Source organism: Staphylococcus pseudintermedius (genome assembly GCF_034042775.1).
Lineage (GTDB): Bacteria > Bacillota > Bacilli > Staphylococcales > Staphylococcaceae > Staphylococcus > Staphylococcus pseudintermedius.
The window spans coordinates 1560378-1576986 of sequence record NZ_CP120150.1 but is presented as its reverse complement, the minus strand read 5'-3'; the positions used below and the strand labels follow the sequence as shown (position 1 = coordinate 1576986).

13 protein-coding genes are annotated in these 16609 nt (G+C 38.9%); 10 read left to right on the top strand and 3 right to left on the bottom strand.

What is annotated here, in order from left to right:
- Nucleotides 1-227: 227 nt before the first annotated feature.
- Genes P3U61_RS07455 through P3U61_RS07445 form a run of 3 tightly spaced genes read right to left on the bottom strand, consistent with a single transcriptional unit; the run spans nt 228 to nt 5831 of the window.
- Nucleotides 228-2822 (bottom strand): YfhO family protein, encoded by a 2595-nt coding sequence (locus P3U61_RS07455; RefSeq protein WP_063284335.1) that lies wholly within the window; start codon nt 2820-2822, stop codon nt 228-230.
- Entirely contained in the window at nt 2819-5428 is a 2610-nt protein-coding gene (locus P3U61_RS07450; protein WP_100006556.1) for a YfhO family protein, read from the bottom strand. The genes P3U61_RS07455 and P3U61_RS07450 overlap by 4 nt, the downstream gene beginning before the upstream one ends.
- A 19-nt stretch (nt 5429-5447) precedes the next feature.
- Entirely contained in the window at nt 5448-5831 is a 384-nt protein-coding gene (locus P3U61_RS07445) for a GtrA family protein (protein WP_015729036.1), read from the bottom strand.
- Nucleotides 5832-6058: 227 nt separating this feature from the next.
- On the opposite strand from P3U61_RS07445, the gene ylqF reads away from it, so the two are divergent.
- The 10 genes from ylqF to hslV all read left to right on the top strand — a co-directional run bounded on the left by ylqF (nt 6059) and on the right by hslV (nt 16603).
- Entirely contained in the window at nt 6059-6931 is an 873-nt protein-coding gene (gene ylqF / locus P3U61_RS07440) for a ribosome biogenesis GTPase YlqF (protein WP_015729037.1), read from the top strand.
- Nucleotides 6924-7709 carry a ribonuclease HII gene (locus tag P3U61_RS07435; RefSeq protein ID WP_100007381.1) on the top strand — a complete coding sequence of 262 codons (786 nt, stop codon included), beginning with the start codon at nt 6924-6926 and terminating at the stop codon, nt 7707-7709. Before ylqF ends, P3U61_RS07435 begins: the two co-directional genes overlap by 8 nt.
- A 91-nt stretch (nt 7710-7800) precedes the next feature.
- Nucleotides 7801-8076 carry a hypothetical protein gene (locus P3U61_RS07430; RefSeq protein WP_015729039.1) on the top strand — a complete coding sequence of 92 codons (276 nt, stop codon included), beginning with the start codon at nt 7801-7803 and terminating at the stop codon, nt 8074-8076.
- Between the two features lie 266 nt (nt 8077-8342).
- On the top strand, nt 8343-9509 hold the full coding sequence (sucC, locus tag P3U61_RS07425; protein ID WP_015729040.1) for an ADP-forming succinate--CoA ligase subunit beta: 1167 nt from the start codon (nt 8343-8345) through the stop codon (nt 9507-9509).
- A 21-nt stretch (nt 9510-9530) separates the two neighbouring features.
- Complete coding sequence (gene sucD / locus P3U61_RS07420) at nt 9531-10436, top strand: succinate--CoA ligase subunit alpha (RefSeq protein ID WP_014614090.1); 906 nt, start codon at nt 9531-9533, stop codon at nt 10434-10436.
- A gap of 234 nt (nt 10437-10670) precedes the next feature.
- Nucleotides 10671-11558, top strand: coding sequence for a DNA-processing protein DprA (gene dprA, locus P3U61_RS07415; RefSeq protein ID WP_100006559.1), 888 nt, complete (start codon nt 10671-10673; stop codon nt 11556-11558).
- An 83-nt stretch (nt 11559-11641) separates the two neighbouring features.
- Nucleotides 11642-13711, top strand: coding sequence for a type I DNA topoisomerase (gene topA / locus P3U61_RS07410; RefSeq protein ID WP_014614088.1), 2070 nt, complete (start codon nt 11642-11644; stop codon nt 13709-13711).
- 27 nt (nt 13712-13738) lie between these two features.
- Entirely contained in the window at nt 13739-15043 is a 1305-nt protein-coding gene (trmFO, locus tag P3U61_RS07405) for an FADH(2)-oxidizing methylenetetrahydrofolate--tRNA-(uracil(54)-C(5))-methyltransferase TrmFO (RefSeq protein ID WP_015729042.1), read from the top strand.
- A gap of 99 nt (nt 15044-15142) precedes the next feature.
- Nucleotides 15143-16054 carry a tyrosine recombinase XerC gene (xerC, locus tag P3U61_RS07400; protein WP_015729043.1) on the top strand — a complete coding sequence of 304 codons (912 nt, stop codon included), beginning with the start codon at nt 15143-15145 and terminating at the stop codon, nt 16052-16054.
- A 6-nt stretch (nt 16055-16060) separates the two neighbouring features.
- The gene (gene hslV / locus P3U61_RS07395; protein WP_014614085.1) at nt 16061-16603 is read left to right on the top strand and encodes an ATP-dependent protease subunit HslV; all 543 of its coding nucleotides are present in this window, start codon (nt 16061-16063) and stop codon (nt 16601-16603) included.
- The last annotated feature ends 6 nt before the right edge of the window (nt 16604-16609 follow it).

The following is a 16609-nucleotide window of genomic DNA, read 5'->3' as shown; positions in this document are numbered from 1 at the left end:
AAAATCACCGCCTCTATTTATTTGTCATGTGATATCATTTTAACCTTTACACATATAAAGTTCCACAATGATACGATAAAAAAATTATTTGTTTGGTGAATTTGGAATGTGCGATAGGGAATGTATGATAAATCAAAAGCGATGCCTCGACTTAACTCAATAGCAGCTAAAATTTGTGAATTTGCTCAATTCTAACATACTGAGTCGACGAAGCATCGCGCATTCGGTTAATATTTGATTGTTCGACGGAGCCACCAGCGATAAACGATGGCACCTACAACACCTAATATAGTCAGCAGGCTTAAAATATGCCAATATGGTAGTGAATAGGTCACCGTTACGTCACGATCACCTTTTTCGACAGGCACAACGGTCATTAAGCCATTGCCTTGAAGTACAGGTCTTGGTTCACCATTGACTTCAGCGTGTAAACCTTGTCTGTAAGGTATCGGGAGTACAAGGTATTGGTCTTTGTCTGTTTTGAAATGTGCATGGATGTGTCGACGATCCTGCTCAATTTGTACGGGTTCGACTTCTGAAGCGGCTCGTTTAAGCGTACTGTAATCTTCGCCGTAAATGCCTTTAAGCTCAAAACGATAATCACCTTGTTTTAACTTCAGTTGCATCGTGTCACGAACCGGTACACGCACGGTAATTGGTGTGATAAAACGACGATAGGCATAGTTGAGTTTGGTACGACGTTGATAAAAGTCATCCAGTTTTAAATAGTGCGGTTGATTCGGTGATAACAGTTCGATGTCCATCTCTACATAATAGTCGTTGTACCGTGCTTTTACATTTTGAGGTAAATCGATATTCACACCACCGTCTTTTTCGTGAACGGTTAAAATTTTATCATTCATCGATGCATCTCGAGGTGTCACTGTCGCTGTAGATAACAAGTTTGGATTCGCTTGGAATGTTTCATTGGCTTGTTGATGACGGATTACTACACCTTGTAACATTGCTTGTTCACGGTCTAGCGGTGATTTTAAATCTTTGGCGTCATAAACACGTGAGGTCAGATGTGCGCTTGGATAATCGATTGTTTGATGCGAATGGGTCCAAGCATGGTTGTCATCTTGAATCGTTTGCACTTTTTTCATTCCATACGGCATTGTACGGTCGGGTGCATCTTTAATACGGTCTGTCACACCCCATAATGCATATAAATTTTCACGGTCACCTAATAAACGATAGGTACTGTTACTGTCATATTCCATGTTAATTTGCATTTGACGGTCATAATAATCATAAATATTGCCGTCGAAAATGCTAGAATACAATGCGACCCCATTAAAGTCGTAAATCATACTAGAGTTCACAGCGTAAGTGCTCATATAATCGATGCGCTGTAATGGTGATTGGTCACGCTTTATCTTATCGATCTGCTGTTGTAAAGCTGCACTATGATAATTCGGCGCCTTCATATCCTCTATCATTGACTGATACGGGGCGATATTGTTGTGATGATAGTTCAGTAATAAAACAAATTGTTGCACGACAAAAAGCATTAACAGGACACCGCGCATCCTACCTGTCAGCGGACGACGTTGGTAAATGTGATAGGCCACCACGATTAAAATGATGACACTGACGAGCATCCACCACATGGCTCCGCGTGAAAAGAATACTGTTGCAATCGCAAGTACCGCAATCGGAATGAGTGATTGTAGAAATGATTGTATAGTCAACTCGGTCAAATATTTGAGCCATAATGCGATTAATGCACTTGTTGTTAATGCAAGGATATACACCCAACGACGCTGGGGGAATGAAAAGCCGTTAAATGCACTGTCAAAATAGGGTGAAAACGAACCGATTAACAAAATCCAAGTGAAAATCGCGACCATTTTGTAATGATAATGACGATACAGCTTGAACGAAAACAGTGCGACGAGTGCAATAAACGTCACTGTAATGTAAAAACCATTTGTAAAGATATGGTACTTTTGAGAAAAGTCGATAATCGGTGAAATAAAAACATCATTCGTTTGACGATCATTATTTAAAAATGACCGGACACCGGTTAAAAAACCTAACGCTGCGATACACAAACTACAAAGGACAGCTGGAATCAGTAAATACAATTTTTGCCAGCGACCGACTTGATCATCACGATGCGGCCAAATCATGCGATAAACTAAGTACACTGTTAAAATAATTGCTTCATAATAACTAAAGTAAAAGTTAGAAAATAATGTTAATGCAATTGCGATAATAAATAATCCGATGCGCCGACTTCTGAAAAAGCGTTCAATTCCCCAAATTGAAAGGGGCAAGTAAATTAAAATATCGCCAAAAAATGACCATGTAAAATTAAAGTAATAGACCACAGTAGAAGTGGCATAAAGGATGGCACCTAAATAGCAATAAAAGCGATCGAGTTTAAATTGACGAAACATGCCATAAGCGGCAAGAAATGTAATGACACATCGCAAATACGCCGTGAAAATTTGGTTGCCTGGCCAAAATGCAATGTCACTCGGATCGATATGTAATAACCATTGCCCGAGACCTACAAAAATGAAGTTCACATACATCATCGGTGAGGTCGTGTAATAGTAGGCGAGGTCTGTAAAATAATCACCACCGAGTCCAAAACCATTGTCATAAAGCGAGCGGAGATGAGAAAAATGTTCATACAAAAAGCGTTGGAAAGGCATCATTTGTTTAAAACCATCGCCGTTTCCACTATAAATGATGCCGTCATGTATGAAACGAAACGCGACCGGTACGTATACGATACATCCGACGAGGCAGGCCGCAATAAAGACGATTAAAAAGCGTGATAAATGACTTTTTTGTTTCTGTTTTTTCAATGTTTTTCACTCTTTCTCGATTGTTTATGTTGATACCAGCGACTGTAAATAATGCTGCTGATAATAGAGATAATGGACAAGACGACCATCGTGTTGAAATAAGGTGGCCGGTAGTGAATGACAATTTGTTTCGCATGCGGCCCAATTTTGATCCCCGTCATCATGCCATTGACCTTTTGTGGTGTGACAGCGTGTCCGTCAACGATAGCGGTCATACCTTTACGATAAGGGATATTGATGACCGCCACACCCCCAGAATGTTCGGCTAACTGAACTTTAATCTTTCCTTGATGTGCTTCATAGTGATGAGGGGCTTGATTATGATATGCCCGTTTTAACGTATCGTAATCCTCACTGTACAAACCTTGTATATTGAATTGGTACGATCCTGTTGGTGATATACCGAGATGAATTTGGCCATTGTTGTCAGGTTGCACACGATACAGCAAAGTGTTTTGACCTGTACGATATTTCGAATTGTTAAATAGGCGGTGATTTTTATAGCCATTGACATCGAGTGTGCTATTACTATCTGGCGCATTACGTTTAAAATAGACAACAAGATAAAAGTCTTCGTATTGTTCGCGCAATGTTTCTGGAAGTTGCAGCGTCACACCGCCATTCAGTTCGGTAACTGTTAACGTATCTGAGCGCTTCCATTGGGCATCATAGGTGGTCATTTCAACTTCATGAACAAGATTTTGCGCTTTTTTAGGATATGTTTGACCTTGATGATCTAATACGACGCCATCTAACATCGCATGTTCACGATCAATCGGTGTCGTTAAATCTTCCCCGTTATAATATTCATGGCTCACACGTACAGCAGGTAATGGATATTGATTTTCGTATATGACATATTGCCCATATTGATGCACTTTTTCAAAATTCGCAGGTTGCTGGTGCTGATAGTCTTTTTCCATAAGGTAGCGCACGGACAAAAGACTCGCAATGTTTGAGCGGCTTCCTGTAGATTGATAACGGCTGACAGATTCTTCTTTTAAGTTAATCATTAAATAGCGATAATAAAATTCAATGAGCTGTCGGTCGAAAATACTCGAATATAAACTTAACCCTTTAAAATGTTGATACATCGGTGTATTATCCTGCTCATTCACACGCCAATCGATGCGTTCATCTTCGTGTTTTTCGGTATTCATTTTGTCGACCAACGACTGCTGTAAAGGTGTATTGTACAAACTGGCCTGTGCATAAAACGTATTGGCACGTTTTTCATGATCTGTATGGAAAACTTGATTTTTAATAAACACTGCCGATATCGCAAATTGTAAGATAATGAGTGCGCATGCAAAGCTTACTGTTACGAAATGACGAGGCTTATTATCATGACGTGCAATCGTTAAGACAAGTAATCCGATGAGAAATACGATAGGAATGAGACCAACCCACCAGACTACCCGATCATACGCGTATGCACTGATGAAAACGACAGCCATTGTCGGTATCGCGGTTAAGCTATATGTAAGGCGTGATAATGATTTGAAATGTTGTACATAAGTCGCAACTAAACCACTTGTCACAAATGCTAATAAGTAATGCCAACGCTTTTGTGGTGCTGAAAAGCCGTTGAAAATACTGTCCACATACGGTATAAATGCTGCGATAATGGTTAAAATGCTCAGTATTGCGAACAATCTAAAGTAAAAGTGACGGTACAATTTGAATGAGAGTAACGCTTGAATCACGACAAATGAAATGACGATTAAATAGTTGTCATAAAAAAGATTCGTATTTTCATTGAATGGTTCAATGAATGGAATGTCACCTTCAAAAGGGATACGTTGATTGTTGAAAAAGCTACGTGCCCCATGAAAGAAAAAGAATAAACTTGAACCGACACCTAAAACAGCTGCAACGCTAAGTGGTAGAACAGTTTTCATGCCTCTTTTTTGATCATCAGGATGTGCGTGAAACATGCGCAGGCTATAGTAAATGAGTCCCATCAACACTTGATAATAGGCGAAGTAAAAATTGTTCGCAAAAGAAATCGCTGTCATGATAATAAATAGACCTAACTGACCTGATTTCAAAAAACGTTCAATACTGAGCAAGAGTAATGGTAATAAAATAAATACATCACTAAAAAAAGGCCAGTACACGGTGAATCGGAAATAAAGGGGCGACATGGCGAATAACACCGCAAATACGACCGATGAGACGTGTTGAAGTTTTAACTGACGTGCATAGTAATACGTTCCAATCATGGCACCGGTACATTTTAAAATTGAAACAACCCATGCTTGGGTGAACCAATACATCATGTCTTTAGAATCTACAAGATGTGTAATGGATAAAAGCCATGTGATGCCTGCAGTTAAAATAAATATGAAGTTTGTCGAAAAATAATACGATAGATCTGTAAAAAAATCACCGCCAAGTCCAAAATCGGTGGCATAGAAAAAGGTACCTTCAGACCATTTTTCGTATAAAAACATCTGAATCGGTACCATTTGTTCCATACCGTCATTGGGACCCGTAAATAACAGACCGTCTGCAAAAAAACGATACAAAATATAAGCATGCCCTATAAGTGACATGCATAAAAATAAAACAATAAAGCTGATGGGTTGAATGTAACGTCTCATAATCCGAACCTCACTTTGATTATCGATCTTTAAGAATAAACTTAGATAAAATATAAGTAATTGGTATCGTAACGATGAGTCCTACAAACGGTGCAAGGGCTGCGTTGAAATGCATGAGGTCCACAAAAATAAAAATGAGTAACGTTTGTGTCCCCATATTGACCACTTGTGTGAGTGGAAAGGCTAGAAATTTCTTTAACGTCGGTCGTACTTTATAGACAAAGTAACAATTTAAATAGAAAGAAACGACGAACGAAAAAATGAAACCGACAATATGGCTGATGAGGTAATGGACATCAAATAAACGCAATAATATTAAGTATACGATATAATAATTCAGTGTATTAATACCACCGACTAATACAAAACGGAAAATTTCAAAAAAACGTGCTGAGTTCACCATTTAATATACCTACCTTTATTCAACGATATGTGATTGTAAATAGCTATTGACGATAAAGTTAATTATACTTAAAGTGGTGTATATCAAATTTTGTTATACAATACATGATGCGGATGCTTTAATTCGTCATGCAATATCATATGTTTATATCTTTAAAACTAACAATTAATATAACATATAACATTAAAAAAAACGATTTGGAAGAATAATTAAGAGGAGTTAAAACTATGGTGATTCAATGGTATCCAGGTCATATGGCCAAAGCGAAACGAGAAGTAACGGAACAACTGAAGAAAGTGGATGTGGTCTTTGAATTAGTTGATGCACGCATTCCTTTTAGTTCAAGAAACCCTATGATTGATGAGGTGATTCAACAAAAACCACGCGTCGTCATTTTCAATAAAAAAGATATGACCAATTTAAAAGAAATGGAAAAATGGTATGCGTTTTTTAGAGAAAAAGGGGCTTATCCTGTAGCCGTTGATGCGAAACATGGTAAGGGCTTGAAAAATGTAGAAGCGGCTGCGATTGAAGCAACACGTGAAAAGTTTGAACGTGAAAAAGTAAAAGGGTTAAAACCGAGAGCTATACGCGCAATGATCGTCGGTATCCCTAATGTGGGGAAATCGACTTTGATTAACAAGTTAGCGAACCGTTCGATTGCACAAACAGGGAATAAGCCGGGTGTAACGAAACAACAGCAATGGATTAAAGTGGGCAAATCTTTACAGTTGTTAGATACACCGGGGATTTTATGGCCAAAATTTGAAGACCAACTGATTGGTAAAAAGCTGAGTTTAACAGGTGCAATTAAAGATAGCATCGTCCATTTAGATGAAGTGGCGATTTACGGATTAGAATTTCTCATTGAACATGATTATGAAGCATTGCTCGCCCATTTTAAAATTGATGTCCCGCGAGATGCAGAAATGCTGGATTGGTTTGATGCGATAGGACGTAAACGTGGGCTGTTACAACGTGGAAATGAAGTGGATTATGAAGCGGTCATTGAGGCACTGATTTATGACATCAGAAATGCAAAAATCGGGACATATTGCTTTGACTTATATTCTGAGTGGCAGGCTGAGACCGATGCGTAAAGGAAAAACAATTCAAGCGATTAAAGCAGAATTGAAACACTTGACGTCGTTAGAGGAGTTAGCGCAACATCCTGATTTCCAAGATGAACGAAAAGGGGTCCAACAAGCTTTTGTGCAACGTCAACGTCAACTTGAAAAAATAGCGTTACAACAACAAAAATATCGTGACATGTGTATATACGAAACAGAAATTTTAAATGTGCAGCCAGAGGCATTGATTTGTGGTGTAGATGAGGTTGGACGCGGGCCTCTTGCTGGACCTGTCGTCGCAAGTGCAGTCATTTTACAGCCCGGACATGACTTTGTAGGTATTAACGACTCCAAACAGTTGTCTGTCACACAACGGAATTTGTTGAACACGTCATTAAAAGAGCAAGTGCGTGCTTGGGCAGTGGGAGTTGCAACACCTGAAGAAATTGACGAACACAATATTTATGTGGCAACACAAATCGCGATGTACCGTGCGATTGAAAATTTGTCAGTCACACCGACACATTATTTAATTGATGCGATGACGCTCGATCATTTGACTGCACCACAACAAGCGATTATTAAAGGAGATGCGAAGAGTGTGTCCATCGCTGCAGCCAGTATTATCGCAAAAGTGTATCGTGATGACTTGATGGCAGAATATGCAAAACAATATCCTGGTTACGATTTTGCACAGAATGCTGGTTATGGTACACAAAAACATTTAGATGGTTTGAAACAATACGGCGTGACACCTATTCACAGGAAGACTTTCGAGCCTATTAAATCAATGGTTTCAAAGTTTTAAACGAAATAGATCAGCATATAAAAAGTTTTCAAAAAGTTAGAATTATGTTTTACTAGTAGTAATTTCTAATAAAGAAAGGAATAAGAAACTCATGGATGAAACATTACGAAAATTATATAAAGTGCTCGTACACTTTGAAGAAAAAGAAGTTGAAATTACTGAAGATGAAGCGAAGTTAAAGAAGATTAAAGAAGAGATTGAAGAGAATTTGAATATTTCGATTGAGGATGAACAGCAGGCGGATTTGATTCGTTTGTTGAAGGAGCATCAGTTTGTGGTGGAGTCAACTGAGGATGAGCAAAAGATTGTGCAAGTGCCGATGGATGATGATACACAAATTTCGTTCCAGGTGAATGATGAGGGTTAGTGTAGTGTATCATAGGCTAGGATGAGGCGGAGTTGTTTCCGTTTTGTCCTAGTTTTTATTTTAGGAACATTTTATTTGCGTTAAACTCTGTGTGCTAAAAAATAATTTTTATCATTTGATATCTGCTGAAACAATGTATTGTGTGTGATACAAGAGGTGTTAGCCTTTATAAAACATCGTGATACGAGAGGGAATCTGTTTACAATAGCGCTTACATTTCCTATAATTGTACTTGAACTTAACCTTAAGAAACAGGAGGATGGAGTATGAATATCCATGAGTATCAAGGAAAAGAAATTTTTCGCTCAATGGGCGTAGCAGTACCAGAAGGGCGTGTGGCTTTTTCTGCTGAAGAAGCTGTTGAGAAAGCGAAAGAGTTAGACACAGATGTATATGTTGTTAAAGCGCAAATCCATGCGGGGGGACGTGGTAAAGCTGGTGGTGTGAAAATCGCTAAGTCTTTATCAGAAGTTGAAGCATATGCAAATGAGTTGCTTGGAAAAGTTCTCGTGACACACCAAACAGGTCCTGAAGGTAAAGAAGTGAAGCGTCTTTACATTGAAGAAGGTGCCAATATCCAAAAAGAATATTATGTCGGCTTTGTTATTGACCGTGCGACAGACCGTGTGACTTTAATGGCGTCTGAAGAGGGTGGCACTGAAATTGAAGAAGTTGCTGCGAAAAACCCTGAAAAAATCTTCAAAGAAACAATTGATCCAGTCATTGGTTTAGCGCCTTATCAAGCACGCCGTATCGCGTTTAACATCAATATTCCTAAAGAATCAATTAACAAAGCGGTTAAGTTTTTAATTGCTTTATATAATGTGTTCATTGAAAAAGATTGTTCAATCGTTGAAATTAATCCACTTGTTTTAACGGGTGAAGGTGATGTTTTAGCACTTGACTCTAAAATCAACTTTGATGACAACGCATTATTCCGTCACAAAGATATCGTTGAATTACGCGATTTAGAAGAAGAAGATCCAAAAGAAATTGAAGCTTCTAAATACGATTTATCTTATATTGCATTAGACGGTAATATCGGTTGTATGGTGAACGGTGCAGGTTTAGCGATGGCAACAATGGATACGATTAATCACTTTAATGGTAACCCAGCTAACTTCCTTGACGTAGGTGGCGGTGCAACTAAAGAAAAAGTTACTGAAGCGTTCAAAATTATTTTAGGCGATGAAAACGTTAAAGGTATTTTCGTTAATATCTTTGGTGGTATTATGCGTTGTGATATTATCGCTGAAGGTATTGTAGCGGCAGTAAAAGAAGTGGAATTAACATTGCCATTAGTTGTACGTCTTGAAGGTACAAATGTTAAAGAAGGTAAACAAATCTTAAAAGACTCAGGTTTAGCAATTGAACCAGCGAATACAATGGCTGAAGGTGCACAAAAAATTGTTAAACTTGTAAACGAAGCGTAAGGAAAGGATGGGACAACTACAATGAGTGTATTTGTAGATAAAAATTCAAAAGTAATCGTACAAGGTATTACAGGGTCAACTGCCCTTTTCCATACTAAGCAAATGTTGGAATATGGTACGCAAATTGTTGCAGGGGTAACACCAGGTAAAGGTGGACAAGTTGTTGAAGGCGTACCTGTTTTCAATACTGTTGAAGAAGCAAAAAAAGAAACTGGCGGCAACGTATCTGTTATTTACGTACCAGCGCCATTTGCAGCTGATGCGATTTTAGAATGTATCGACGCTGAATTAGACTTAGCCATTTGTATTACTGAACATATTCCTGTTATTGATATGATTAAGGTTAAACGTTATCTTGAAGGTAAAAAGACGCGCTTAATTGGACCAAACTGCCCAGGTGTCATCACTTCAGATGAAACGAAAATTGGTATTATGCCAGGATACATCCACAAAAAAGGCCATGTCGGCGTTGTTTCACGCTCTGGTACTTTAACATATGAAGCGGTACATCAATTAACTGAAGAAGGTATCGGCCAATCTACAGCTGTAGGCATCGGTGGGGACCCAGTTAACGGTACAAACTTTATCGACGTGTTAGAAGCATTCAACAATGATGATGACACGAAAGCTGTTGTGATGATCGGTGAAATTGGTGGTACGGCAGAAGAAGAAGCTGCTGAATGGATTAAAGCGAACATGACCAAACCTGTTGTCGGCTTCATCGGTGGTCAAACAGCACCTCCAGGAAAACGCATGGGTCACGCTGGTGCAATCATTTCAGGTGGTAAAGGGACAGCTGCAGAAAAAATCAAAACATTAAATGAATGTGGCGTTAAAACAGCAGCAACGCCTTCTGAAATCGGTTCAACTTTAATTGAAGCCGCTAAAGAAGCAGGCATTTACGAATCATTACTGACTGTTAAATAATTGAATTTCAATACAAACATCAGCGGTGTGTCAGGCAACTGAACTGATACACCGCGATTTTGAAGCTATTCATACATGGGCTGTTAATGTATCATCACTAACAGGGCGTGTGATGATAGCTTGATTTTGATATACTTTTTTATTCCCTTTTTAAACATGCCACTTTAGCATAACTTCTTTTATTTTCCGCATCATCCATCACGCTTATTCCACATCAAGAGGTGACCACTACGTATGAAACAATTACTACTATTATTACTGTACGCTGGATTTTCAACACAACAAATCCAATCCTATTACCCTAAACTTTGTACTTTAACAGGAAATCTACCTCAGCGCATTCAATCCTTCAAATCAATGCTTTCGCACATGTCGCAATTCCATTTACAACAAAAGCTCATACGACTCGATATGCTTAATATTCATACGATTGAAGCGACGTTACATGAACATCAAATTGTCCCGATTATGATAGACGAACCGCTTTATCCACCACTGTTAAAAGAAATTTATGATCCCCCGTTGATTTTATTTTGTAAAGGACGACTTGAACTGCTTCAACATTCTACTAATAGTCTTGGCATTGTAGGCGCAAGGCAACATACAGCATACACGCCACAAGCGCTTGAAACACTTTTTAACACATTTCAACATTTTCCACTAACGATTATTTCAGGGCTGGCACACGGTACAGACGCACTCGCACATCATTATGCGATTCGACATGACTTGTCCACGATCGGTGTGCTCGGCTTTGGGCATTTTCATCATTATCCTAAAAACACACAAGCATTACGCCAGAGGATGGAACAACATCATTTGACTCTAAGCGAATATCCACCTTACACGCCTATTGCTAAATTTAGATTTCCTGAACGCAATCGCATTATTAGTGGTTTGTCGAAAGGAATACTTATCACTGAAGCAAAAGAAAAAAGTGGCGCGCTCATTACGTTGGATCAGGCATTAGAACAAAATCGTAATGTTTATGTACTGCCGGGGGATATGTTTAACGTGCATACGAAAGGTAATATGCTACGTGTCAAAGAGGGAGCAGAAATTGTATTATGTGCCCAGGATATATTGAAAGATTATGCAAATTTAAATGTTAACGCTTTGTGAAATAAATACAAAAGATTGACAAATATAAAAATAACCGTTTATCATTTATCTTTGTAAACAGAAAAAGCAAGGGGGTAACTACTTTGGCAGATAATCTTGTCATTGTTGAATCGCCTGCAAAAGCGAAAACAATAGAAAAATATTTAGGCAAAAAATACAAAGTGATTGCATCAATGGGTCATGTGAGAGATCTACCACGTAGTCAAATGGGCGTAGATGTTGAACATGACTATGAACCTAAATATATTACTATCCGAGGTAAGGGGCCAGTTGTTAAAGATTTGAAGAGACATGCGAAAAAAGCAAAAAAAGTTTTTCTCGCAAGTGACCCCGATCGTGAAGGTGAAGCAATTGCATGGCACTTGGCAAACATTTTAGAACTAGAAGATAGTAAAGAAAATCGCGTGGTTTTTAACGAGATTACGAAAGACGCTGTAAAAGAAAGTTTTAAACACCCACGCGGTATCGAAATGGATTTAGTCGATGCGCAACAAGCTCGACGTGTATTGGACCGTTTAGTAGGTTATAATATTTCTCCTGTATTATGGAAAAAAGTAAAAAAAGGTTTATCAGCTGGACGTGTACAATCTGTAGCGTTACGTCTTGTGATTGACCGTGAAAATGAAATTCGTAACTTTAAACCTGAAGAATATTGGTCGATTGAAGGCGAATTTCGTTATGGAAAATCAAAGTTTAATGCCAAGTTTCTTCATTATAAAGATAAACCGTTCAAGTTAGCGACGAAAGATGATGTGACAGTCATTACGAAAGCGTTAGACGGTAATCAATTCACAGTATCTAATGTGACGAAAAAAGAAAAAACACGTAAACCTGCCAACCCATTTACAACCTCCACTTTGCAACAAGAAGCGGCTCGGAAATTAAATTTCAAGGCGCGTAAAACGATGATGGTGGCACAACAACTTTATGAAGGTATTGACTTGAAGCGTAAAGGTACAATTGGGCTTATTACTTATATGAGAACGGATTCGACCCGTATTTCGAAAGATGCGCAAAATGAAGCGAAACAATTTATCGAGTCAGAATATGGTAGTGCGTATTTATCTAAAGTGACGAAAAAGGGTAAACAAGGTGACCAAGATGCCCATGAAGCGATTCGTCCAACGAGTACGTTAAGAACACCTGCTGAGATGAAAGACTATTTAACACGTGATCAATATCGCTTGTATAAATTGATTTGGGAACGCTTTGTGGCGAGTCAAATGGCACCTGCAATTTTAGATACGGTTGCTGTCGATTTAACACAAAATGATGTGAAATTTAGAGCAAACGGTCAGACGATTAAGTTTAAAGGTTTTATGACACTGTATGTTGAAACAGATGATGACAAAGGTAAAGAAAAAGAAAATCGTTTGCCAAAGCTTGAAGTCGGTAATGAAGTGTTGGCGACTAAAATTGATCCGGCACAACACTTTACACAACCGCCACCACGCTATACAGAAGCACGTCTCGTTAAAACATTAGAGGAACTTAAAATCGGTCGTCCTTCAACATATGCGCCAACGATTGATACGATTCAGAAGCGTAATTACGTGAAGAATGAAAGTAAACGTTTCGTCCCAACTGAATTGGGAGAGATCGTGCATGAACAAGTGAAAGAGTACTTCCCTGAGATTATTGATGTCGATTTCACTGTGAACATGGAAACGTTACTCGATAAAATTGCGGATGGCGATGTGGCTTGGAAAAAAGTGGTGGGTGACTTTTTCAATAGCTTTAAACAAGACGTTGAACGCGCGGAAAAAGAAATGGAAAAGGTTGAAATTAAAGACGAACCCGCAGGCGAAGATTGTGAAGTGTGTGGCAATCCAATGGTCATTAAAATGGGACGCTACGGTAAGTTCATGGCATGTTCTAATTTCCCTGATTGTCGTAATACGAAAGCGATTACGAAACCGATTGGTGTGACATGTCCGAAATGTAAAAAGGGCGATGTCGTTGAACGTAAATCTAAGAAAAACCGTATTTTCTATGGTTGTTCAAATTATCCAGAGTGCGATTTTGTTACTTGGGATAAACCGATTGGCCGTGATTGTCCGAAATGTCAACATTACTTGGCAGAGAATAAAAAAGGACGTGCGACACAAGTTGTATGTTCGAATTGTGATTATAAAGAAGAAGTTCAAAAATAATATGTGTATTAAAGTGAGGTAAAAACCATGACATCTGTTAATATTGTCGGCGCTGGTTTAGCAGGGTCTGAAGCAGCATTTCAATTGGCGGAACGTGGCATTCACGTGAACCTTTATGAAATGCGACCAGTGAAACAAACACCGGCGCATCATACGAATCAATTTGCTGAACTCGTATGTTCCAATTCATTAAGAGGGAACGCGCTTACGAATGCTGTCGGTGTATTAAAAGAAGAAATGCGCCGTTTAGATTCATTGATTATTGCAGCAGCGGATCATGCCCGTGTACCTGCGGGTGGTGCGTTAGCTGTAGATCGCCATGACTTTGCAGGATATATCACTGAAAAGCTAAGAAATCATCCGAATGTGACTGTGAGTAATGAAGAGGTGACGTCTATCCCTGAAGGTCCAACGATTATCGCGACCGGTCCATTAACGACAGAACCACTTGCGAAAGAAATCGTTGCATTAACAGGCAAAGACCAACTGTATTTCTATGACGCAGCTGCACCGATTATTGAAAAAGACTCTATCGATATGGATAAAGTGTATTTGAAATCACGTTACGATAAAGGTGAAGCCGCTTATTTAAACTGTCCAATGACTAAAGAGGAGTTTGACCGTTTTTATGAAGCCGCGCTCGCAGCTGAAGTCGCACCGATGAATGATTTCGAAAAAGAAAAGTATTTTGAAGGTTGTATGCCGTTTGAAGTGATGGCAGGCAGAGGTGAAAAAACGTTACTGTTCGGACCGATGAAGCCAGTCGGATTAGAAGACCCAAAAACTGGAAAACGTCCTTATGCTGTCGTTCAATTAAGACAAGATGATGCTGCAGGGACTTTGTACAACATTGTAGGTTTCCAAACGCGTTTGAAATGGGGCGCACAAAAAGAAGTGATTCGTCTTATTCCAGGACTTGAAAACGTCGATATTGTAAGATATGGCGTGATGCACCGTAACACATTTATCAACTCTCCAGAAGTGTTGAGTGAGATTTATGAATTTAAAAATCGCAAAAACTTATTCTTTGCAGGTCAAATGACAGGCGTGGAAGGTTACGTGGAAAGTGCTGCAAGTGGTATGATTGCGGGAATTAACTTAGCGCATCGTATGTTAGGTAAAGCAGATGTCGTCTTCCCTCGTGAAACAATGCTCGGTAGTATGGCGTATTACATTTCACATGCAACGAACAATAAAAATTTCCAACCGATGAATGCGAACTTTGGTCTCGTACCGCCGCTTGAACAACGTATTAAAGATAAAAAAGAGCGTTATGAAACTTTAGCAAATCGTGCATTAGAACATTTGGATCACTTTAAACAGACGTTGTAATGAAACTGTAATTAATGGCAAAATAAGCAAAATTTTGATAAATATAAAAATTCAATGTATAATCAATGCAGTTCCCCTCATCATTATGCTACAATGCTAATGATGGAGGGGTTTTTTGAATTGAAACAAATCCAAGAGCAATTTTTAGATATGTTAAAAAGGGAACGTTTTTTCTCAGACCACACGTTGAAGGCTTATCATGATGATCTCGTCCAATTTAATCGATTTCTTGCACAAGAACAATTATCGCTCACGGCATTCAAATATATAGATGCAAGAAATTATTTACAGACGCTTTATGATTTGGGACTTCAACGGACTACAGTATCTCGAAAAATATCTACATTACGGAGTTTTTATGCATTTTGGATGACGCAAGACCACGAGATAGTGAATCCATTTGTTCAGTTGGTCCACCCGAAAAAAGAACGATATTTGCCAACGTTTTTTTATACTGAAGAGATGGAAGCCTTGTTTCAAACGGTCATGCAAGACGCACACAAAGGATTGAGAGACAGAGTGATTTTAGAGTTGTTTTATGCAACAGGAATTCGTGTTTCTGAATTAGTGTCTTTAAAAACAGAAGACGTTGACCTTGAAATGTGTTGGATTAAAGTGTTGGGTAAAGGTGGCAAAGAACGTATCGTACCTTTTGGAGAATTTTGTAGACAAAGTATCGAACAGTATTTGGCGGAGTTTGCACCGATTCAAAATGTACAGCACCCATATTTAATTACGAATTTAAAAGGTCAGCCGATTACAGAACGAGGTGTGCGTTATGTGTTAAATGATATTGTCAAACGTACAGCGGGTGTCACATCGATACATCCACATAAACTGCGACATACATTTGCGACACATTTGTTGAATGAAGGGGCAGACCTTAGAACTGTTCAAAGTCTACTTGGACATGTTAATTTATCAACAACAGGACGTTACACCCATGTGACGAATCAACAATTAAGAAATGTTTATTTACAGGCACATCCACGTGCGAAAAAAGGAGAGTAATCATACATGAGTTCATCAATACATGCAACAACGATATATGCAGTGAGACATAATGGTGGCGCAGCGATGGCAGGTGATGGCCAAGTCACTTTAGGTGAAAAAGTGATTATGAAACAAACTGCCAAAAAAGTAAGAAAGCTATATAATGGCAAGGTCATTGCAGGTTTTGCTGGTAGCGTGGCAGATGCTTTTACACTTTTTGAAAAATTCGAAGCCAAATTACAACAATATAGCGGTAATCTTGAAAGAGCAGCTGTAGAACTTGCGAAAGAGTGGCGTGGCGACAAACAATTACGTCAACTGGAAGCGATGCTCATTGTGATGGATAAAGAACATATCCTCGTCGTGAGCGGGACAGGCGAAGTCATTGCGCCGGATGATGATTTGATTGCAATCGGTTCAGGTGGCAATTTTGCGTTAAGTGCCGGTCGCGCGTTTAAAAGACATGCATCACACTTAAGCGCACGTGAAATGGCATATGAAAGCTTGAAAGTAGCCTCAGACATATGTGTATTCACGAATGACCATATCACAGTGGAAGAACTTTAATGGAGG

Bases quoted from the DNA above. Each gene is read 5' to 3' on its own strand.
- P3U61_RS07450 (WP_100006556.1), bottom strand. From the start codon at position 5,428: ATGAGACGTTACATTCAACCCATCAGCTTTATTGTTTTATTTTTATGC.
- P3U61_RS07445 (WP_015729036.1), bottom strand. From the start codon at position 5,831: ATGGTGAACTCAGCACGTTTTTTTGAAATTTTCCGTTTTGTATTAGTC.
- ylqF (WP_015729037.1), top strand. From the start codon at position 6,059: ATGGTGATTCAATGGTATCCAGGTCATATGGCCAAAGCGAAACGAGAA.
- P3U61_RS07435 (WP_100007381.1), top strand. From the start codon at position 6,924: ATGCGTAAAGGAAAAACAATTCAAGCGATTAAAGCAGAATTGAAACAC.
- P3U61_RS07430 (WP_015729039.1), top strand. From the start codon at position 7,801: ATGGATGAAACATTACGAAAATTATATAAAGTGCTCGTACACTTTGAA.
- sucC (WP_015729040.1), top strand. From the start codon at position 8,343: ATGAATATCCATGAGTATCAAGGAAAAGAAATTTTTCGCTCAATGGGC.
- sucD (WP_014614090.1), top strand. From the start codon at position 9,531: ATGAGTGTATTTGTAGATAAAAATTCAAAAGTAATCGTACAAGGTATT.
- dprA (WP_100006559.1), top strand. From the start codon at position 10,671: ATGAAACAATTACTACTATTATTACTGTACGCTGGATTTTCAACACAA.
- trmFO (WP_015729042.1), top strand. From the start codon at position 13,739: ATGACATCTGTTAATATTGTCGGCGCTGGTTTAGCAGGGTCTGAAGCA.
- xerC (WP_015729043.1), top strand. From the start codon at position 15,143: ATGATGGAGGGGTTTTTTGAATTGAAACAAATCCAAGAGCAATTTTTA.
- hslV (WP_014614085.1), top strand. From the start codon at position 16,061: ATGAGTTCATCAATACATGCAACAACGATATATGCAGTGAGACATAAT.